19 protein-coding genes and 1 pseudogene are annotated in these 18,342 nt (G+C 62.9%); 10 read left to right on the forward strand and 10 right to left on the reverse strand.

The window, feature by feature from the left end; all coding sequences use genetic code 11:
• The first annotated feature begins 7 nt into the window (after positions 1–7).
• From HQ843_RS00270 to HQ843_RS00280, 3 genes are read left to right on the forward strand one after another with little or no spacing between them, the layout of a single operon-like run.
• Positions 8–730: a response regulator gene (locus HQ843_RS00270; RefSeq protein WP_180900348.1), complete on the forward strand. Its 723-nt coding sequence runs from the start codon at positions 8–10 to the stop codon at positions 728–730.
• Positions 723–1,817, forward strand: coding sequence for an ATP-binding protein (locus HQ843_RS00275; protein ID WP_246710235.1), 1,095 nt, complete (start codon positions 723–725; stop codon positions 1,815–1,817). Before HQ843_RS00270 ends, HQ843_RS00275 begins: the two co-directional genes overlap by 8 nt.
• A gap of 8 nt (positions 1,818–1,825) precedes the next feature.
• A complete protein-coding gene (locus tag HQ843_RS00280) occupies positions 1,826–2,056 on the forward strand; it encodes a hypothetical protein (protein WP_180900347.1) in 231 nt (76 codons plus the stop codon).
• Here HQ843_RS00280 and HQ843_RS00285 read toward each other — a convergent pair.
• Complete coding sequence (locus HQ843_RS00285; protein WP_180900346.1) at positions 2,001–3,521, reverse strand: MFS transporter; 1,521 nt, start codon at positions 3,519–3,521, stop codon at positions 2,001–2,003. The genes HQ843_RS00280 and HQ843_RS00285 overlap by 56 nt on opposite strands.
• Before the next feature lie 125 nt (positions 3,522–3,646).
• On the opposite strand from HQ843_RS00285, the gene HQ843_RS00290 reads away from it, so the two are divergent.
• Positions 3,647–4,150, forward strand: a complete 504-nt coding sequence (locus HQ843_RS00290; protein WP_246710236.1) for a TetR/AcrR family transcriptional regulator — start codon at positions 3,647–3,649, stop codon at positions 4,148–4,150.
• Between the two features lie 60 nt (positions 4,151–4,210).
• On the opposite strand, the gene HQ843_RS00295 is transcribed toward HQ843_RS00290, so the two are convergent.
• Together HQ843_RS00295 and HQ843_RS00300 are read right to left on the reverse strand one after the other, a co-directional pair.
• The gene (locus HQ843_RS00295; RefSeq protein WP_180900344.1) at positions 4,211–5,236 is read right to left on the reverse strand and encodes an alpha/beta hydrolase family protein; all 1,026 of its coding nucleotides are present in this window, start codon (positions 5,234–5,236) and stop codon (positions 4,211–4,213) included.
• Positions 5,237–5,258: 22 nt separating this feature from the next.
• Positions 5,259–6,201 (reverse strand): IS630 family transposase gene (locus HQ843_RS00300; protein ID WP_180902015.1). Its coding sequence is split into 2 segments (ribosomal slippage): positions 5,259–5,865 and positions 5,864–6,201, totalling 945 coding nucleotides; the frame shifts between segments, so codons are not numbered across the junction.
• A gap of 323 nt (positions 6,202–6,524) precedes the next feature.
• Between HQ843_RS00300 and HQ843_RS29880 the strand changes: the two are divergent.
• Positions 6,525–6,827 (forward strand): annotated as a pseudogene (locus tag HQ843_RS29880) (FAD-binding oxidoreductase); the annotation flags it as partial.
• Positions 6,828–6,902: 75 nt separating this feature from the next.
• Here the strand turns inward: HQ843_RS29880 and pcaD are convergent.
• The 6 genes from pcaD to HQ843_RS00335 form a co-directional block, all read right to left on the reverse strand.
• Positions 6,903–7,712 (reverse strand): 3-oxoadipate enol-lactonase, encoded by an 810-nt coding sequence (gene pcaD / locus HQ843_RS00310; RefSeq protein WP_180900343.1) that lies wholly within the window; start codon positions 7,710–7,712, stop codon positions 6,903–6,905.
• A gap of 51 nt (positions 7,713–7,763) precedes the next feature.
• Positions 7,764–8,540, reverse strand: a complete 777-nt coding sequence (gene benD / locus HQ843_RS00315) for a benzoate diol dehydrogenase BenD (RefSeq protein WP_180900342.1) — start codon at positions 8,538–8,540, stop codon at positions 7,764–7,766.
• A gap of 66 nt (positions 8,541–8,606) precedes the next feature.
• Positions 8,607–9,644: a 2-keto-3-deoxygluconate permease gene (locus HQ843_RS00320; RefSeq protein ID WP_180900341.1), complete on the reverse strand. Its 1,038-nt coding sequence runs from the start codon at positions 9,642–9,644 to the stop codon at positions 8,607–8,609.
• A gap of 110 nt (positions 9,645–9,754) precedes the next feature.
• Positions 9,755–10,693: a catechol 1,2-dioxygenase gene (catA, locus tag HQ843_RS00325; RefSeq protein ID WP_180900340.1), complete on the reverse strand. Its 939-nt coding sequence runs from the start codon at positions 10,691–10,693 to the stop codon at positions 9,755–9,757.
• A gap of 50 nt (positions 10,694–10,743) precedes the next feature.
• Positions 10,744–11,034: a muconolactone Delta-isomerase gene (gene catC / locus HQ843_RS00330; RefSeq protein ID WP_180900339.1), complete on the reverse strand. Its 291-nt coding sequence runs from the start codon at positions 11,032–11,034 to the stop codon at positions 10,744–10,746.
• Between the two features lie 9 nt (positions 11,035–11,043).
• Positions 11,044–12,192 carry a muconate/chloromuconate family cycloisomerase gene (locus tag HQ843_RS00335; protein ID WP_246710237.1) on the reverse strand — a complete coding sequence of 383 codons (1,149 nt, stop codon included), beginning with the start codon at positions 12,190–12,192 and terminating at the stop codon, positions 11,044–11,046.
• 178 nt (positions 12,193–12,370) lie between these two features.
• Between HQ843_RS00335 and HQ843_RS00340 the strand changes: the two genes are divergently transcribed.
• Complete coding sequence (locus HQ843_RS00340) at positions 12,371–13,267, forward strand: LysR family transcriptional regulator (protein WP_180900337.1); 897 nt, start codon at positions 12,371–12,373, stop codon at positions 13,265–13,267.
• A 106-nt stretch (positions 13,268–13,373) separates the two neighbouring features.
• On the opposite strand, the gene HQ843_RS00345 is transcribed toward HQ843_RS00340, so the two are convergent.
• Entirely contained in the window at positions 13,374–14,156 is a 783-nt protein-coding gene (locus HQ843_RS00345) for a FadR/GntR family transcriptional regulator (protein WP_180900336.1), read from the reverse strand.
• A gap of 111 nt (positions 14,157–14,267) precedes the next feature.
• Between HQ843_RS00345 and HQ843_RS00350 the strand changes: the two genes are divergently transcribed.
• Genes HQ843_RS00350 through dgoD form a run of 4 tightly spaced genes read left to right on the forward strand, consistent with a single transcriptional unit; the run spans position 14,268 to position 18,320 of the window.
• Positions 14,268–15,290: a DctP family TRAP transporter solute-binding subunit gene (locus HQ843_RS00350; protein ID WP_180900335.1), complete on the forward strand. Its 1,023-nt coding sequence runs from the start codon at positions 14,268–14,270 to the stop codon at positions 15,288–15,290.
• A gap of 56 nt (positions 15,291–15,346) precedes the next feature.
• On the forward strand, positions 15,347–15,856 hold the full coding sequence (locus HQ843_RS00355; protein ID WP_210275274.1) for a TRAP transporter small permease: 510 nt from the start codon (positions 15,347–15,349) through the stop codon (positions 15,854–15,856).
• Positions 15,853–17,127, forward strand: coding sequence for a TRAP transporter large permease (locus tag HQ843_RS00360; RefSeq protein WP_180900334.1), 1,275 nt, complete (start codon positions 15,853–15,855; stop codon positions 17,125–17,127). Before HQ843_RS00355 ends, HQ843_RS00360 begins: the two co-directional genes overlap by 4 nt.
• Positions 17,128–17,144: 17 nt before the next feature.
• Entirely contained in the window at positions 17,145–18,320 is a 1,176-nt protein-coding gene (gene dgoD, locus HQ843_RS00365) for a galactonate dehydratase (RefSeq protein ID WP_180900333.1), read from the forward strand.
• The last annotated feature ends 22 nt before the right edge of the window (positions 18,321–18,342 follow it).

The raw sequence follows: 18,342 nt of genomic DNA on the forward strand, positions 1-18,342 counted from the left end.
CATGGCCATGAACAATGCTCTGATCCTGATTATCGAAGACGAACCCGAGATCGCTGAAATCATCGGGACCTACATGGCGCGCGAGGGCTTCCGGGTCATCGCCGCCGGCGATGGGATTGTCGGGCTTGCCCATCATCTGCGCCTCAGGCCTGATCTGGTGGTGCTCGACATCAAGTTGCCGGGGCAGGACGGTTACGAGGTGCTGGCGGCGATCCGGCGGCGCGGCGACACGCCGGTGATCATGGTCACGGCGCTGGCGGAGGATCTCGACAAGCTGCAGGCGTTGCGCATCGGCGCCGACGATTATGTCGTCAAACCGTTCAACCCGCTTGAGGTCGTGGCCCGCGCCAAAGCCGTGCTGCGCCGGACCATGGGGCGCGGCGGTGGCGAGCAGGTGCTGCGCGTCGGGCCGCTGGCCGTGGATCCGCAGGCCTATCGCGCGGCGGTCGAAACCCTGGCCGGACCGGTGACGCTCGACCTGACGCGGACCGAATTCCGCATTCTCGCCCATATGGCCGCGAGCCCAGGCCGGGCGTTCGAGCGCTCGGAACTGGTCGATGCCTGCCTGCCGGAAGGCGAGGCGCTCGACCGGACCGTGGACAGCCATGTCAGCAATCTGCGCCGCAAGCTGACTGCCGCCGGTGCGGGCGGATTGCTGACCGGCGTGCGCGGCGTCGGCTACCGGCTGGACAATGCGGATGGTTGGGCGGATGGTTGGGCTCATGGCTAGACCCGTGGCTGGAAAACTGAATTCCCAGATCGTCCGGGCGATGATCGCATTGACGCTGCTTGCCTTCGCCGTCGTCTATTTCGGACTGATCGCCTATTTCTTCTTCATCTATGATTGGCTCTATCCGGAGTTCACCGACGAGGATTTCCTGCGCACCGGTGACGTCGTGACCCTGGGCTTGCTGCTCGGCATCGGCATATCGTCGGCCTCATTGCTGGGCTGGTTTCTCGCAAGGCGGATTGTCGCGCCGCTGAAATCGGTTGCCGAGGCCGCGCGCCAGGTCGCGGAGGGCGATTTTTCGGCGCGCGCCTCGTTGCGCCGCGGCAATTTCGGCGAGGCCGGCGATCTGGTCGGCGACTTCAACCAGATGGCGGAGCGGTTGCAGCGCGCCGAGGCCGAATTGCAATACTCGAACTCGGCGATCGCGCATGAGCTCAGGACCCCTTTGACCATTTTGCGCGGGCGCTTGCAGGGCCTGCTGGATGGCGCCTTTGACCCCAGTCCGGCGCTTTATGGCCGGCTGATCGAGCATGTCGATGATCTGTCGGCCATCGTGGAAGAGCTCGGAACGCTGGCGCTGGGCAATGCCGGCCAGCTCGATCTGCAAGTCTCGGATCTTGATCTTGCGCAGGAGGCCGAGGCGGCGCTGACCTCGCTCGAGGAGCCGCTCGCCATGGCCGGGATCACCATCAAACGGCAGTTGGAGAGCGTGGTCACCCATGCCGACCGCTCGCGATTGCGTCAGGCTTTTGTCGCGCTCCTCGAAAACTGCTGCCGCTATGCGCCGCAAACCACCGTGCTCGTGGAGACCGGCCGCGCCGGAGAGCACATCTTCTTCCGTTGCACTGATACCGGCCCCGGGCTTGCCGACGAAAACCGCGTGCGCGCCTTCGAGCGGTTCTGGCGCGCGGACGATTCGCGGGGGCGGGCCAGAGGCGGCTCCGGCTTGGGTTTGCCCATCGTCAGGGCGATTGCGCAGGCGCATGGCGGCGATGCGCTGATCCTGCCCTCCCACAACACCGGGCTTTCCGTCGAATTCCGGCTGCCGCGCCGGGAGCAGCCTGTTTCCCGGCCCGTTTCTTTGTGAGAATACCAATGTCCGATCATCTCGATGAGCCCGATGATTATGACGGCCTTGCCGCGCAGCATGTGTCCATGCGGCGCGTGCTGGCGTTGTTCGCCCCCTATCGGAAGCGGATCGCGGCGGTCATGCTGCTCATGGTCGTCGCTTCGGCGACCGGGCTGGCGGGACCGTTCCTGCCGCGCGCGATCAGTGGCTGGCGCGTCCGATCGGGCGATACCGGGCCAACAGCATGTAGACGGTGATGGCAAGGGCCGCGATCACGGCAGACGCCACGGACAGCAATGTGACATGGGCCGCGCTGAACGCAGCCTTGCCGGCGGCGATCAGGGCCGCGCCCTGTTCGCCCGGCAACTGGCTGGCCACAAGATAGGTGTCGCCGATCGAACGGCTGGCCTGTTCGGCCAGCGGCAATGCCAGATCCGGCGGTATCTCGATCGCCCGGCCGAAGACGTTCGCCATGAACACGCCGAAGAGTGTGATGCCGAGCCCGGAACCAAGTTCATAACCAGTGCCCTCGAGCGAGCCTGCCGCACCGCCTTTTTCAGGCTCCACAGATCCCATGATGGCGATCGATGACGCCGTCAGCCCGATGCTGAGGGTGAGGCCGGCAACGGCGAGCGCAGCCGGGACATCGAAGCCCGGAAAGCGGAAATCGGCGCTGCCGAGATAGGCCAGCGAACCGGCGGCGAGCAGCAGCGACAGCGTCGCCACCCGGCGCAGCCCGAACGTGTTCGACAGCCAGCCGGCGACGGGGCCGCCGATCGCGGCCGCGACCATGATCGGAAGCATGAAAATGCCCGCTTCGAGCGGCGTCTTGCCGATGACATATTGCAGTTCCTGGGCGAGCGTCAGCTCGACGCCGGAAAGCGCGCCGGTGGCAACGAGCGCCATGATGATGCCGGCCACAATCGCGGGACGGGAAAACAGCGACAGGTCGAGCATCGGATTGTCCGAGCGAAGCTGCGCGCGTATGAAAAGCGTCAGCATCGCGATGCCGAATGCCATGATCGGGAGAATGACCGCGAGCGGCTTGCTGCCGCCAAAGCCCGCCTTGATGGCGTAGACAAGCGAAATCATGCCGGCGATCAGCAGCAGCGCCTGGCCGAAAGCCCATTTGCCGGGCGTTGTCGCTTCCTTTCTTGGCAAAAGGAAATAGCATGCCGGAGCGACCACCAGCATGAGCGGAACGTTGATGAGGAACACCGAACCCCACCAGAAATGCTGCAGAAGACCACCGCCGACCAGCGGGCCAAGGGCGGCGCCCGCCGATCCGATCGTTCCCCATAACCCGAGCGCGAGCGCACGCTCGTCGGCATCCTCGAAGCTGCGGCGAATGATGCCCAGCACACAGGGCACGATCATAGAGCCGCCGAACGCAAGCAGGATGCGCGCTCCGATCAGCATCGGCGCGCTTGTCGAAAAGGCGGCCACAACCGATGCGACGGCGAAGATCGCAAGGCCCGACAATAGCACCTTCCTGTTTCCCACCCGGTCGGCCAGCGTGCCCATCGGCACCAGCAGGCCCGCCATGAGGAGCGGATAGATGTCGATGATCCAGAGCACTTCCGTGCCGGAGGCGCCAAGCGACTGGGTCAGTGTCGGGATCACGACGTGGAGCACGGTCATGTCGATGACGACGGGGAGGAAGGCGAGCGTCACGGCGACGAGGACGAGCCATCGCTTCGGATCACGGAGAGGGGCAGACATCGGAACACCTGGATGATAATTTGACGTGCTCCATATAAATACATACGTATGGATTTCAATATTGAACTTCGCTTGTTAAAGGAAAGACGATGGGAAGAAAGCCGACGATCAGCCGGGACGGGCTTTTGACGATCGCCGAAGACATCGTGAACATCGAGGGGCCACAGGCGCTGACGATCGATGCCCTGGCAAAAGCTGCGGGCATATCGAAAGGCGGCGTTCAATATTCATTTTCGTCGAAGGATGAACTGGTCAAAGGGCTGGTCGATCGTTGGACCACCCAGTTCGATGCCCTTGTAGCCGACATCGAGAGCGTGGGGCCGATCGGCTTTGTGCGCAGCTACATCGCCGCCATGCGCACCTCGCAGGGGACCATCGATGCCAAGCTGGCGGGGCTCATGATCGCCTACATGCAAAACCCTCAAAACCGCATGGAGACCGCGAACTGGTACCGGTCGATCCTGTCGAAAATGGGCGACACCCAGGAGGCGCGTGCGGCCCGAACCGCGTTTCTGGCCGTGGAGGGGCTGGTGACGCTGCGGATCTGGGGGGCGGAGGACAGCGTCGATCTGCAATCGCAACTCGATGACATCGAGGCGATGCTGCTCAAAGATGGCGCTTGCAACTGACCGGGTTCGTGTTGGTCACGGTGCAATAGCCGGCAACCTTTCATCCCCTGGGATGGTTTCTCATGAGTGTTGCCGCACCGACGCTCCGACTTTGCCTCTGGCCAGGATCCATTCGGTTACCGTGTCAAGCGCACCGGGCGCATAGGCGTGACGGCCCTCGAGGACAAAACGCATAATTGCAAACCAGGACCAGTCATCGGTCGGCTGCCAGTTGTAGGCGGATGACTTCAGAAGGCCGTGCGTGGCCTCAGGCCAGATGATGATCTCGGCATGGTCATTCCGCCCGGCCATCAGCTCGCGAAAAATTACCGCATTGCGCGCGGGATCGACATTCAGGTCATCCGCGCCCCAGATGGCAAGCAATGGCAGATCGAGCCGGGCAAGCGCAGCGCGCGCATCGGCGTATCGGTTGATCCTGATGAACTGCCAGCGATCCGCGGACATCCCGGCGGGCGCATTGGCCGCATCCGGCCCGAAGATGCGCTCGTCTTCGAGGCTCTGATCGGCAATCGCCAGATCGACCGCCTGCGGATCTAACCCCTCGCGCGCAAGCCGTGTGCGCATGTAGTAATCCCCTTGATCCTGCCAGGACGCGGCCGCTCCGATCAGCACGATGAAATCCGCGTCGTCCGATGAAAGACGCGGCAGCACCCAGCCAGCCTGCGAGAAGCCGAGAGCCCCGTGTGCAAGGCCATCGAGCCGCCGGGCCAGGCGCTGAAGCGCCACGCGCGTTTCGTCCGCACGTTCTTCCATGGTCTGGTGCAGCCAGTTTCCCTCAGACGAACCGACGCCCGGCTTGTCCCACGACGCCACGGCGATGCCTCGGTCGAGCATGGCGTTGATCAGCGGAGCGTATCCGCCGGCCGACGTGCGATCCTGGGCACCATCGCCATGCACGAGGACAACGGCTGCCCTTGGCGCCCCGTCGGGAAGCCAGAGCGTCCCCGACACGGGCACGCCCGCGGATACGAAGTCAAAGCTCTCGCTGTTGCGTCGGTCGAGGTCATGGTCGGCCAGCCGCCAAAGGAGAAAGCCCGCGGCGATGGTCAGAACGAGAACGATCGTCAGAACCGCGCACCACCTCAATTGAATCTAAAGCCCATCCACTTTACTCGGGGTCATATCCGCAGGATTTGCAGTAGTTGGCACATTCCTGCGGTTCGAACAGTGTGACGATCTGGCCGATCGTGCTCCATAAGCCCTCGACCGTTCGCTCGGCTTTGGCGCGCAAGACAGCCTTGAGCTTTGCAAAAGCCTTCTCGATGGGATTGAAGTCTGGACTGTAGGGAGGAAGGTAGAGCAACCGGCATCCCGCACCTTCGATTGCGTGACGCACTCCTTCCACCTTGTGTGCAGGCAGGTTGTCCATGATGACGATGTCGCCTGGTGCCAAGGTTGGAATGAGAACCTGTTCGACATAGGCCTGGAACGCAACTCCGTTCATCGCACCGTCGAGGACCATGGGCGCTGTCATGCCCGAGAGCCTGAGCGCTCCGGTGAATGTCGTCGTCTTCCAGTGCCCGTGTGGGATCGGGGAGCGGCATAGCTCTCCACAAATGGCTCGTCCGCGAAGCCGAGACATTTTCATGCTCAGGCCGGTTTCATCGATGAAGACGAGCCGCGCCGGATCGAGGTCGAGTTGGCCGTCGAACCAGTCACGGCGACGCTTCAGAAGGTCGGGGCGCTCCTGCTCCAGAGCATGTGCGGTCTTTTTTGAAAGTCCAGCCACGCTTTCGCAGCCAGACATCAAGCGCGCTGCGGCCGATCGATACGGCTCTCTCCTCACGCAATCGCAGAACCATCTCGTTGAGCGTGATGTCGTTTTCCTCTTCGATCATGCTGATGATGAAGTCCTCTTGGACATCCAGGCGTGAACCGCCGCGCCGACCCTGTTTCGCAGGCGTCAACCGACCAGCGCGCGCACGCGCAATCCAGGCGACGGCCGTTGAAATGCCAATCCCAAATCGGGCCGCTGCTGAGCGTGCCGACATCCCATCCCGTGACGCAGCCAGAACACGGCTACGCAGATCATCGCTGAAAGCCCGGGTCATATTGCCTCCGACCAAATCACCAGTCGGCGCGATGGAATCGGAATTCGCCAGCAAGGGGAAGCCTCAAAACGATTCCGCGTTCAACGCACACGCTCTAACGTCCCCATGAGGGCGGCATGACAAGCTGAAAACATCGAAGATCCTTTTGGTCATGAACCTTTCAATTCAGCATATCATGACGTCCTCAGCCAGTCTGTCGTGTACGGTAGGCTTCAAGGGCGTGCGGCCTCTCGCAGTGGTTCGGCCGAGCGACATTGAGACGCTTTCGAGCGTGGTCAGAGCCTGCGCAGAAGAAAACGTTGCCATGATACCCCCAGGGCGGGCGCACCGGTCTTTCAGCAGGTGCCTGCGCGACACAAGACAGCGTTATAATCTCCACCGAATTATTGAACGGCATTATCGAAGTAGACAGCCAAGCCATGACACTGACAGCCTGGGCCGGCACACCATTGCAAACGGTTCAGGCGGCAGCGCTTGAATATGGCCTGGAATATCCAGTTGATATCGGTTCACGCGGAACCGCCACGATTGGCGGAACCGTGGCGACCAATGCCGGCGGCATTCGTGTTTTACGCCATGGCATGACACGCAAGCATGTGCTTGGCCTGGAAGCTGTTTTACCCGACGGCAGGGTCATATCGCATCTCGGCAAACTCTCAAAAGACAATGCTGGGTTGGATTTGAAGCAGCTTTTCATCGGTTCAGAGGGCATATTCGGCATTATTACACGGGTGGTCCTGCGACAGGAATGCGATGAGCGCCGTGTTGAATGCCGTTGCGGATTCCACGTTGACGATGTGACGGCCGGGCAGGACGCGGAGCGCCCCGTCCTGAACCGTGTCGGCGATCATCGCGAGATCTGTCGGCGGACAGACGGCATCATCGGCGCCTGCGATGGCGAGCACGGGATTGGAAATCCTGTCCAGCGTATCCCGGAAATCCGCTCGCGCGAGCGCGGCGCAGCAGCCGGCATAGCCCTCGGCGCTGGTCGCGGCAAAGCGGTCAAGGATCGCGTCGACGATGGCGGGGTTCTGCGCCGCAAATTCCGGCGTGAACCAGCGCTCCCGGGTGGCATCGGTCATGCCGGCCAGACCGTTGGCCCGGACGGCTTCAATGCGGTCTCTCCAGCTCTCCGCGCTCCCGATCCGGGCAGCGGTCGCGCATAGCGCTAGGCGGTCGAAGCGCTCCGGCGCATTCAGCGCCAGCCATTGCCCGGTCAGCCCGCCGATTGAAAGCCCGCAGAAATGCGCCCGCCCGATCTCGAGCGCATCCATCAGCGCCAGCACATCGCCCCCGAGATCACCCATCGTGTAAGGGCCGCCCGGCGCGCCCGATCCGCCATGGCCGCGCCGGTCATAGCGCAGAATGCGGAAACGGTCCTCCAATCCGGCAACCTGCGCATCCCACATGGTCAGTTCTGTGCCGAGGGAATTGCAGAATACCAGCCACGGCCCCGTCGAACCGTCGACGCGGTAGTGCAGGCGATGGGAAGGCAGGTCGAGATAGGGCATGGCACAACTCCGAATTCGTGGTCAGGTATGGCGACAGGTCCCGGCCTTCCATCAGCCCAGATCCCCACCTCCTACGGGCAGGGTAACGCCTGTGATGTAAGACGCATCGTCCGATGCCAGAAACAGGATCGCTCCCGCCTGTTCATCGAGCGTACCATAACGCTTCATCAGGCTGGACTGTACCGTCTGATCGACGATGGTTCGATACCAATCCTCGCGCTGGTCCTGCGCAGCGTTCGGGTTGCGCGGTACCGGACGTGGCGGCGCCTCAGTTCCGCCGGGGGCAGTAGCGACCACGCGGATGCCACGCTCGGCAACTTCCCAGGCAAGACTGGCGGTTATTGCGTTCACACCGCCCTTGGCCGCGGCATAGGGCACCCGGTTCAGTCCGCGCGTCGCGATGGAACTGACATTCACGATCACGCCGCTACCTGCGGGCAGCATGTGATCAAGGGCCGCCCGGCAACAATAAAGCGTGGGAAACAGAGACCGGCGAACCTCGGCTTCGATCTGTTGCGGTCTATAATGTTCATAGGGTTGCGCCCAGATGGTGCCGCCCACATTGTTGACCAGGATATCGATCCCGCCCAAGGTCCGGGCCGCGAAATTCAGGGCGTCTGCACAGCCGGCCCAGGTCTCCAGATCGGCGCCGAAGGCGGTGGCATTGCCGCCAGCCGCGGTGATGGCCGCAACCACCTCGTCGCGCGTCGTGGAGCGGTCAACCAGAACCAGATTCGCGCCTTCGGCCGCCATGCGCTCGGCAACACGCCGGCCAATCCCTTGTCCGGCGCCGGTGATCACCGCGCGCTTGCCCTTGAAACGTGTCATCGTTTCCCTCTTTCTTCGGTGGTGAAGGCGCGCCCTCCGTCAGGGCGCGCCTTCAATCTCCGCCTTTCAGCTGTTGACCATTGCAGCCTCGGTTCTCGCGCTGTGTCCTTCATACAGAGTCTGCTCGGCCTCGGGCGTGATACCATTGCGGCGTTGCCAGCCCGCAAGCCAGGCCACCACAAAGGGCATGGTGAAAGCCGTGCAGACCACGGCCGTGGCGATCTGGGCCGTTGCCATTTCCTGAAATGGCAGAATGGACGGATCGATGGTCGCAAGGGCGGCGGGCGTTGCGATGGCATTGCCGGCCGTGCTGGCCTCGGCCGCCCCCGCAATCAGGTTGCGCGTCTTGCGCGGATGACCGCGCAGAACATGCCACAGCCACAGACAAAGAACAGCAGCCCCACCGGACAGAAGCACCGTCATGAGGCCCAGCAGAATGCCGATGGCGCCCGAGGTCAACAAAACGTCGAATTTGATGCCCGCGCCGATGGCGAAGGCCGCAAATGGTATGATCAACTTCTCCCCCGGACCAAGAAAGGCCTTTGCGGTGGGGCTGGTATTGCCCAGAACGAAGCCGAAAATCATCGGGAAGATGGCAGCGAACAAAGCCAGCGCAGGAAAGGCAGCCAGCCCCGCCACGCCCAGCGCGATCATCGTCAGGAAGGGACCATCATTGATCGACAGCACCGAAATTGCGCCCTTGTCGCTTGAATTCCCGAACTCGCTGGTCAGCGCCACGAACAGCGAGCCGTTCGAATTCGACATTGCGGCGATGATCGCAAGCGGCAGCATTCCCCACAGGGTGCCGTTGGGCATTGCGAACGCCACCGACAGACCGACCGCAACGGCGATGCCAAACTTCGCAAGCAGCAGAACCATACCCTTCTCCACGGCGGGCAACGCCGCGCGTAGGTCGATCTGAGAGCCTACGCAGACGAAGAACAGTCCGATCAGCACAGCCGTTCCGCTTTTGAACAACGCGGTGGTGAAGCTGCCGATTTCAAGCGCCTGAGGCGCTACGCTGGCGACCACCGCCCCCAGGAATAGCGGCACGATCATAAGCGCACCGGGAATCCGGCCAAGTTGCTTCAGCAATGTCTCCATTGATTTTCTTCCTCCCTGTTTTTCATAAAGATACGGCGTACCCTTGTGCCGGGTCGCCGTCTTGTAATCTGCGCCGCCCGACACGAAGCCGGGCGGCGGCAAGGCTTTGCTCAGCCTTCGGCGCGCTTGCGCATTTCGTTGACCTGATTGTCGGCGCCATCGACCAGAGCGGTCAGATAGATGTCGAACTCGATCTCGGCGAACGACCCGTTCAGATTATTGGCGTGGATGCTTTCCTCGTCGGTCCGCTCGATCACGCGCGGAATCAGACCATCGCGGGTGGCATAGGCGAAATCGTCGTTGATCAGCGGATCGCCCTCGATATTGATCTGGGTGGTCAGCTTGCGATGGTCCGGGGCGCTGATGAAGAAGTGGATATGCGCCGGACGCTGGCCGTGGCGGCCGAGCGCGGACAACAGCTTTTCGGTCGGGCTGCCCGGCGGCACGCCATAGCCGCTCGGCAGAATGCTCTGGAACTTGTAGCGGCCATTTTCGTCGGCGATGATGGTGCGGCGCATGTTGAACGGCGCCTGCTTGCCGGTCGGGTCGAAGTGGGAATAGAAACCGCGCGTATCACAGTGCCAGACCTCCACCTTCGCGCCAGGCATAGGCTTCTTGCCGGCGCCATAGACCACGCCGTGCATGATCAGCGTCTGACCGTCGGTGTCGGTGCCATCGTCAAGACGGGCAAAACCGGTCGCTTCCGGCGCGCCGGCGACATAGAGCGGCCCCTCGATGGTGCGCGGCGTCGGGTTGTCGATGCCCAGCGCTTCATCGATGGCATCCAGCCGCTCATCGATGAAGTGATCAAGGCCGAGGCCGGGCGAAATCAGGCCCGCCTGCCCAGCAGCACCCAGATCGTTCAGCCAGGCAATGCCGGTCCAGTATTCGTCGGGGGTGATGTTCAGGTCATCGATCGCCTTGAACAGGTCCGACACCAGCCGGTGGATGATTTCCTTCATGCGCGGATTGCCGTCCGCCTTGTCAAGTCCACTGAGGACGTTCAGGAATTCCTGCACGTCGGGACGGTCGAAGATTTTTACGGTCATGATTTCTCCTCCTTGATTTACGTGGTTTTGGGCGGTTCGCCCGTGCGAATTCAGCTGTCATCCTCACGGATGGCGGATGGATGGCGCAGCAGCGGCGCGACCTCGATCTGCATGAATTTGAACAGCGGCAGGCCCGAGAGCAGCGTGTGCAACTCTTCATTGTCGGCCACGTCGAAAATGCTGATGTTCGAATACTGCCCGGCGATCCGCCAGATATGGCGCCATTTGCCCTGTCGTTGCAGATCCTGCGAATAGGCCTTCTCGCGCGCGAGGATATCGGCAGCCTCATCGCTCGGAAGGTCGTGGGGGATATTCACATCCATACGCACATGAAACAGCATCTCGGTCTCCTAAACGGCGTTTTTGCGGTGAAACCCGTCGCGGGCGAAGAAGGCCACACGATCATCGTCGAGCGTGATGCCAAGCCCGGGGCCATCGGGAATGGTCAGCGAGAAATCGCTGTAGTCCAGCGGCTCGGCCAGGATTTCCTCGGTCAGAAGCAGCGGGCCGAACAGTTCCGTGCCCCATTGCAGGTTGGGGAATGTGGCGAAGGCATGGGCCGCAATGATCGTGCCGACCCCGCCTTCCAGCATGGTGCCGCCATAGAGCGCGATGCCCGCGGCATCGGCGATGGCCGCCACCCTGAGCGCGTTGAAGGCGCCGCCGCTCTGTTCCAGCTTGACGGCAAAGACGTCCGCGCCGTGGATACGCGCGAGTTCAAATGCCGATTCCGGTCCGGTGAGCGATTCATCCGCCATCAGCGCGATCGGGAAGCGGCGGACCAGCCGCGAAAGACCCGAGGCCGTGGCAACCGGCTGTTCCACCAACTCGCAACCCGCATCGGCAAGCGCCGCCATGCCATAGGCAGCCTCGATCTCGTCCCACGCCATATTGATATCGACGCGGACTGATCCGCGATCGCCAAGCGCCGCCTTGATGCGGGCGACATGCGCGATATCCTCGGCGAGCGGACGGGCGCCGATTTTCAGCTTGAAGATGTTGTGACGGCGCAGGTCCAGCATCCGCTCGGCCTCGGCAATGTCGCGCCCGGTATCGCCTGAGGCCAGCGTCCAGGCGACCGGCAGACGGTCGCGACGGCGTCCGCCCAGAAGCTCGCTGACCGGCAGGCCAAGCCGCTTGCCATGGGCATCCAAGAGCGCGGTTTCCACCGCGCATTTGGCAAAGCGGTTCTCCTTCACCATCTTGCCGATCCGCGCCATCAGCGCCTGAACCCGCGTGGCATCCTGCCCGGCCATAAGCGGTGCGAAATAGGTATCGATGGCCAGCTTCATGCTCTCGGGGCTTTCGCCGCCATAGGCCAGCCCGCCGATGGTCGTGCCTTCGCCAATGCCGGTGATGCCGTCGCTGCAATGCACCTTCACCAGCATCAGGGTCTGGCCGTCCATGGTCGCGACCGAAAGCTTGTGCGGCCGGATCGTCGGCAGATCGACCAGCAGGGTTTCCACGCGCTCGATGACGGGGCAAGGCGCGGCGGACAAAAAGGAATCGTGAGCAAGAGAGCTTTTCATGGAGGAATACTGGCGCTCGATCCTCTGCCGCGTCCAACACTATTTCGATTGGCAGCGATACCTTTTGAGCATAATATTGAATTAACGCGGGTTTAAGTGGTCATTTTCACCCACAAAATACCAAAAACAATGATTTGTGAGGAAAGCGATGGAACTCCGTCAGTTGCGCTATTTCATCGTGGTGGCACAACAGCGCAATTTTACCCGCGCCGCGGAAATCCTGAACATCACGCAACCGCCCCTCAGCCGGCAGATCCAGTTGCTTGAGGAAGAGCTGGGGGTTGCGCTGTTCCACCGGACAAGCCGTCCCGTCCGCCTGACCGATGGCGGGCGGCTGTTCTACGAACAGGCACTTCAGGTTCTGGGCCGGATTGACCAGATGGTGGCCTCCACGCGCCGGGCGGGGCTGAAGGAGAAGCAGGTGCTGTCCATCGGCTTTGTCGCCTCGATGCTCTATGCCGGACTGCCGACCCTGATCGGCCGGCTGCGGCAATCGGCCCCGGAGCTGGACATCCAGCTTGTCGAGCTTCTGTCCATCCAGCAGATTCCGGCCCTGAAGGAGGGGCGGATCGATCTCGGTTTCGGGCGGCTGCGCCAGACCGACCCGAACATCGTCAGTACCGTGCTTTACGAAGAGCGGCTGGTTCTCGCCGTCCCTCCGGGCTCCGAACTGGCGGAGGCGGACGGGCCGCTTGCTCTTGTCAGGCTGGGCGAGCAGAGACTGATCGTCTACCCGAGAGAGCCCCGCCCGAGCTATGCCGATCAGGTTTTGAACCTGCTGCTCCAGTCCGACGTTCGCGCCGGCGAGGTGCAGGAGGTGCGCGAACTGCAAACGGCGCTCGGCCTGGTCGCGGCCGGCGCCGGGGTCTGCGTGATCCCGGCCTCGGCCCGGCAGATGCGCTCCGATGTACACTATCGCCCGCTCGCCGATGCCCATGCGACGTCACCGGTGATCCTCTACTACCGCGAAGGCGAAAAGTCGCGCTGGCTGACGTTGATCCGCGGGCTGATCACAGAACTCGCCGCCGCGCCGAAACATACCTAAGAGGCGGGTCAAGTCTCGGTGGAAATCAACGGCCGGCTTTGCGCTGCCGATCTCAGGCAATCAGCATGTTCCACGCAGCGCTATACAGAAGATAACTATTTCCAGATCATGAACGCTTATTCGCTGCCTCCGCAGCCGCACGGGTCCAGTATTCGACGGCGGTCCGGCGATTGAGCTGCAGCATGGTCTGCATCGCCTGTTCGGCGGCGGCTGCGTTGCGGTCGCGGATCGCTTCGGCGACATGGATATGACCCTCCCGCGAGACCGGCTCGCCATCGACCACGAGAACACCGAATTCGTAGGAGATGCGCAGCATGGTCAGGATGATGTTCTGCATCTGCCGCATCATCATGTTGCCGGTGGCATCGAGCACGGTGGCGTGAAACAGGCAGTCGGCGGCAAACATCGCCTGCAGGTCATCGTCACCCGGATGCATCGCATGGGCGCTTGCGAGGATCTGCGCGACCTGAGCCTCGGTGGCGCGCTCGGCGGCGAGCGCTGCGGCGGCGGGTTCGATGATGCAGCGCAGCTCCGTGGTCTCGGCGAACATCCGCCCGATGCGCGGGTGGTTCGGCTCGTGCCACGACACCACATCGGAATCGAGCAGGTTCCACTCATCGAGCGGACGCACCCGCGTGCCGTAGCGCCGAGCCGTGCGCACCAGCCCCTTGCCGGAAAGCACCTTGATCGCATCGCGGATCGTCGCCCGACTGACATTCAGCGAAACCGCCAGTTCCGGCTCGGTCGGCATGATCTCGCCCGGGCGATAGACGTCATTGGTGATCCGCCGGCCGAGCACCGTCACAGCCTCCTTGGCCGCCCCGGTCGGCAGCGACGAACTGAGGTCGATCGGAAAGGCGAGCGCGCTCCGGCGATTGTTTTTTGTCATCTCGGGTCTTTACATATGATGTAGAAAACGGCAGTCTATCGTCGCTGACATTGAATCGGACTGTGTCCGACATCGTCAAGTCCCGTGGGGACTTTCGTGAGGGAGGAAATCATGAATATCAGGCAATGGCTTGCGACGGCATGCGTCGCGGCAACGGGTGCGCTCGTCGCCCTTCCGGCATCCGCCGAGACCATCAAGTTCGGCATCGGCATCGCCGAGGGCGATTTTCCGGAATACAACGCCCTCGTGCGTTTCAAGGAATATGTCGAGTTCAAGACCAATGGCGAGATCGAGGTCCGCCTGTTTCCGAACAACCAGTTCGGCGGCGAACGCGAGATGCTGGAACAGGTGCAGCAGGGCAGCCTCGAGCTGACCTTTGCCGCCGATGGCGCGATGGCGGGCTTCTATCCGCCGATGCAGGTCTGGTCGATCCCCTATTTGTTCGAAAGCGCGCCGATCGCCTGGCAGGTGATGAACAGCGATTTCGCCGACAATATGCGCGACGACATTCTCGACAAGACCGGCATGCGCGCGCTCGCCTTCTCGCAGAACGGCTTCCGGTCGTTCACCAACAATGTGCGCCCGATCATCAACCCGGAAGATCTTTCCGGCCTGAAGATCCGCACCATGGAAAGCCCGGTGTTCATGGAACTGGTGAACGCGCTCGGCGCCACCGCGACGCCGATCTCGGGTGCCGAAGTGCTGATGTCGCTGCGCCAGGGCGTGGTTGACGGCCAGGAAAACCCGCCGGCCGTGGTCTATGGCGGCGGTCTCGGCGAGGTGCAGAAATATTACACGCTCGACGAACACGTCTTCGGCCTGCACGTGATCATCGCCGACGACAAGTGGTTCTCCGGTCTCTCCCCGTCCAACCAGCAGATCATCACCGATGCGGCGAACCTGATGGCCTGGACCGAGAACCTGCAGAAGACCGAGGGCGACTGGCGCTTCTCCGAAAAGCTGAAGGACGAACTCGGCATGGAGATCCATGTCTCGACGCCTGAAGAAAAGGCGGCCTTCAAGGAAATCACCCAGGCCCCGGTCGAGACCTTCATCCGCACCAAGGTGGGCGACGCTCTCGTCGACCAGCTTCTCTCCACGGTCGAAGAGGCCAAGGTAAAGCTCTACGACTGATCCATCCGGACGGCGCCATCCCTTCTGGCAAGGGGTGGCGCCATGGAGTTTTTCCAATGCGCGCAACTGCCCTTCGCCTCGCCCGGGCGCTCGCCCGAACCACCGAAATCCTCGCGACGCTGATCATGATCGTCGTGACGGCGCTGAACCTCACCCAGGTCGGCGGACGCTATCTCTTCAACACCGGGTTCAGCTGGACCGAGGAATACATGCGCTACCTGATGATCTGGCTGATGATGCTGGGATCGGTGGCCTGCATCTTCCGCGCCGAGCACATGGGCATCGAGGCGCTGGAGCACCTCGCCGGCCCCCGCCGCGCGCCGCTGGTCAAATCCGCGCTCTATTCGATCGCCGCGATCTTCTGCGTCGTGCTGCTGGCATACAGCTGGCCGCAGGCGCTCAGAAACGCGAGCCAGGTGGCGCCGGCCTCCGGCATTCCGATGATCTATCCCTATCTCGCGCTGCCGGTCGGCTCGGCGCTGATGCTGGTGCAGATCGCCCTGTCATGGCTTGCCGGCTTCGAGCCGGAGCATGACGACCTTTCCGATACCGGAGGCTCGGTATGATCTGGGTCGCGCTCACGGGCCTCGGCCTGCTTTTCATCGGCGTCCCGGTCGCCTTCGCGATCGGCCTCGCCGGCCTCGTCGGCATTCTGGTCGCCGACGTGCCGCTTTCGATCGCGGCAACCCGGATGTTCACCGGCGTCGACAGCTTCGTCTTTCTCGCCGTGCCGTTCTACATCCTCGCCGCCGAGATCATGAACCAGGGCGGGATCACCACGCGGCTGATCTCGATCGCCCAGCACGCCACCAAATGGGTGCGCGGTGGCACGGCCTATGCCAATATCGGCGCCTCGGTGCTGTTTGCCGGCATTTCCGGCTCTGCTGTCGCCGATGCCGCCGCCCTCGGCCGCGTGTTCATCTCGGAAATGCCGAAGGAAGGCTATACCAAGCCCTATGCGGCGGCCGTCACCGTCGCCTCCTCGATCATCGGGCCGATCATACCGCCTTCCGGCCTTGCGATCCTGATTGCCGCCGTGTCCGGCCAGTCAGTCATCAACCTCTTTCTCGGCGGTGTGATCCCCGGTCTGCTGATCGGCTTTGCCTGTGTCGGGATTGTATTCGTCGATGCGCTGCGCAAGCGCGTGCCGATGCCGAAGCCGGCTCATACCGGCGAAAGCGCAATCCGGATGATCATCGAAGGCGTGGCGGTCGCGACCCTGCCGCTGATCATCGTCGGCGGCATGGTGATCGGCGCCTATACGGCAACCGAGGGCGGCGGCATCGCGGTTGCCTATGCGCTCATCCTGTCGCTGTTCGTGTTCCGCGGCCTCGACATGGCCGGGCTGTGGCGCGCAATCATGAAGGCGGCGCGAATTTCCGCCTCCGTCTATCTGCTGGTCGCTGCCGCGACCATTCTTTCCTATGCGTTGAACCTGCTCGGCATCGCCTCCTGGATCAGCAACGCGGCGGAGATGTTCTCCGACAGCCCGGTGCTGTTCCTGTTCGCGGTTGCCTTTTTGATGCTGATCCTCGGCACTTTCCTCGATATCGGCGCTGCGATCCTGATCTTCGTTCCCCTGCTGATGCCGGCGGTGCGCGAACTCGGCATCGATCCGGTTCAGGCCAGCATGGTGGTGATGATCACGCTCGCCATCGGCCTCGTGACACCCCCGGTCGGCGTCGTCCTGTTCGTGGTCATGCGGGTCGGGCGCATCGGCATGTATCCGCTGATGCGGGCGCTGATGCCGTTTCTGCTCGCCGAGCTTGCCGCAGTCGCGCTTCTCTGCCTGGTGCCGGGATTCTCGACCTGGCTGCCCGAACTTCTCAATCCCTGATATCGAAGGCCATTCCCGTGAAAATAACCGCAATCGAAACCGTTGTCGTCAATGCGATCCACCGGAACTGGATCTTCGTAAAAGTCGTCACCGACCAGCCGGGACTCCATGGCTGGGGCGAGGCGACGCTTGAATGGAAGACCCGCGCCGTCACCGCCACCGTCGACGACCTCGCCCCGTTCCTGATTGGCCAGGACCCGGCCCGGATCGAGCATCTTGTCCGCCGCATGACCCATTTCAGCTTCTGGCCGCTCGGCAGCATCGGCCTTTCGGCCGTCTCCGGCATCGAGCAGGCGCTCTGGGACATCAAGGGCAAGGTGCTGGGCGTTCCGGTCTGGGAGCTTCTCGGCGGCCGGGTGCGCGACAAGGTGCGGGTCTACACCCACCTGCGTCGCGCCAAGATCGGCGCCCAGGTCGGAACCGGCGACATCTCCGCCTTCTGCGACGCCGTGCAGGAAACCGTGGAAATGGGCTATGAGGCGGTCAAGCTCGGCTTCGTGCCCTATAGCGGCTACGACGCGCCGCTGCCCTCCGTACGCCATGTCGAAAAGCTCGCCGCCGCGGTGCGCGAGCGGGTCGGCGACGGCATCGACATCATGACCGACTTCCACGGACGGCCGCAATCGATCGATGCCGCCAAGGCCTATATCGACGCGATCGCCCCGATCCGCCCGCTGTTCGTCGAGGAGGCGATCCAGCCCGGCAACACGCCCGCCATGGCCGATCTCGCCCGCCGCGTCGACTGCCCGCTCGCGACCGGCGAGCGGCTGTTCACCCCGCGCGAATTCGCCGAGGTGGCCGAAACCCGCGCCGTTGCCTACATCCAGCCCGACCTCGCCCATTGCGTCGGCTTTTCCGGTGGCCGCAGGATCGCCGCGATCGCCGAGGCCGCCGGCATCGGTGTCTGCCCGCACAACCCGATGGGCCCGGTCGCCGGAGCCGTCGCCCTGCAGTTCGACGTCGCCACCCCGAATTTCGTGATCCAGGAGGAGGCCGTCGGCCTCGTGCCGTGGTTCACGGATATCTGCAGCGCCTATCCGCTCGATCTCGTCAACGGCTTCTGGCACGCCCCGGAGGCCCCCGGCCTCGGCATCGAGATCAATGAAGAGGAAGCCGCCAGGCATCCCTTCGAGCAGGAGGTCATCCCGGCAATGGAAGCCTGCCTGTCGGACGGAACGGTCGCGCACTGGTGATTCTCATCTTCGTCTTCGAGAA

It is taken from the genome of Martelella sp. NC20, from assembly GCF_013459645.1.
Lineage (GTDB): Bacteria > Pseudomonadota > Alphaproteobacteria > Rhizobiales > Rhizobiaceae > Martelella.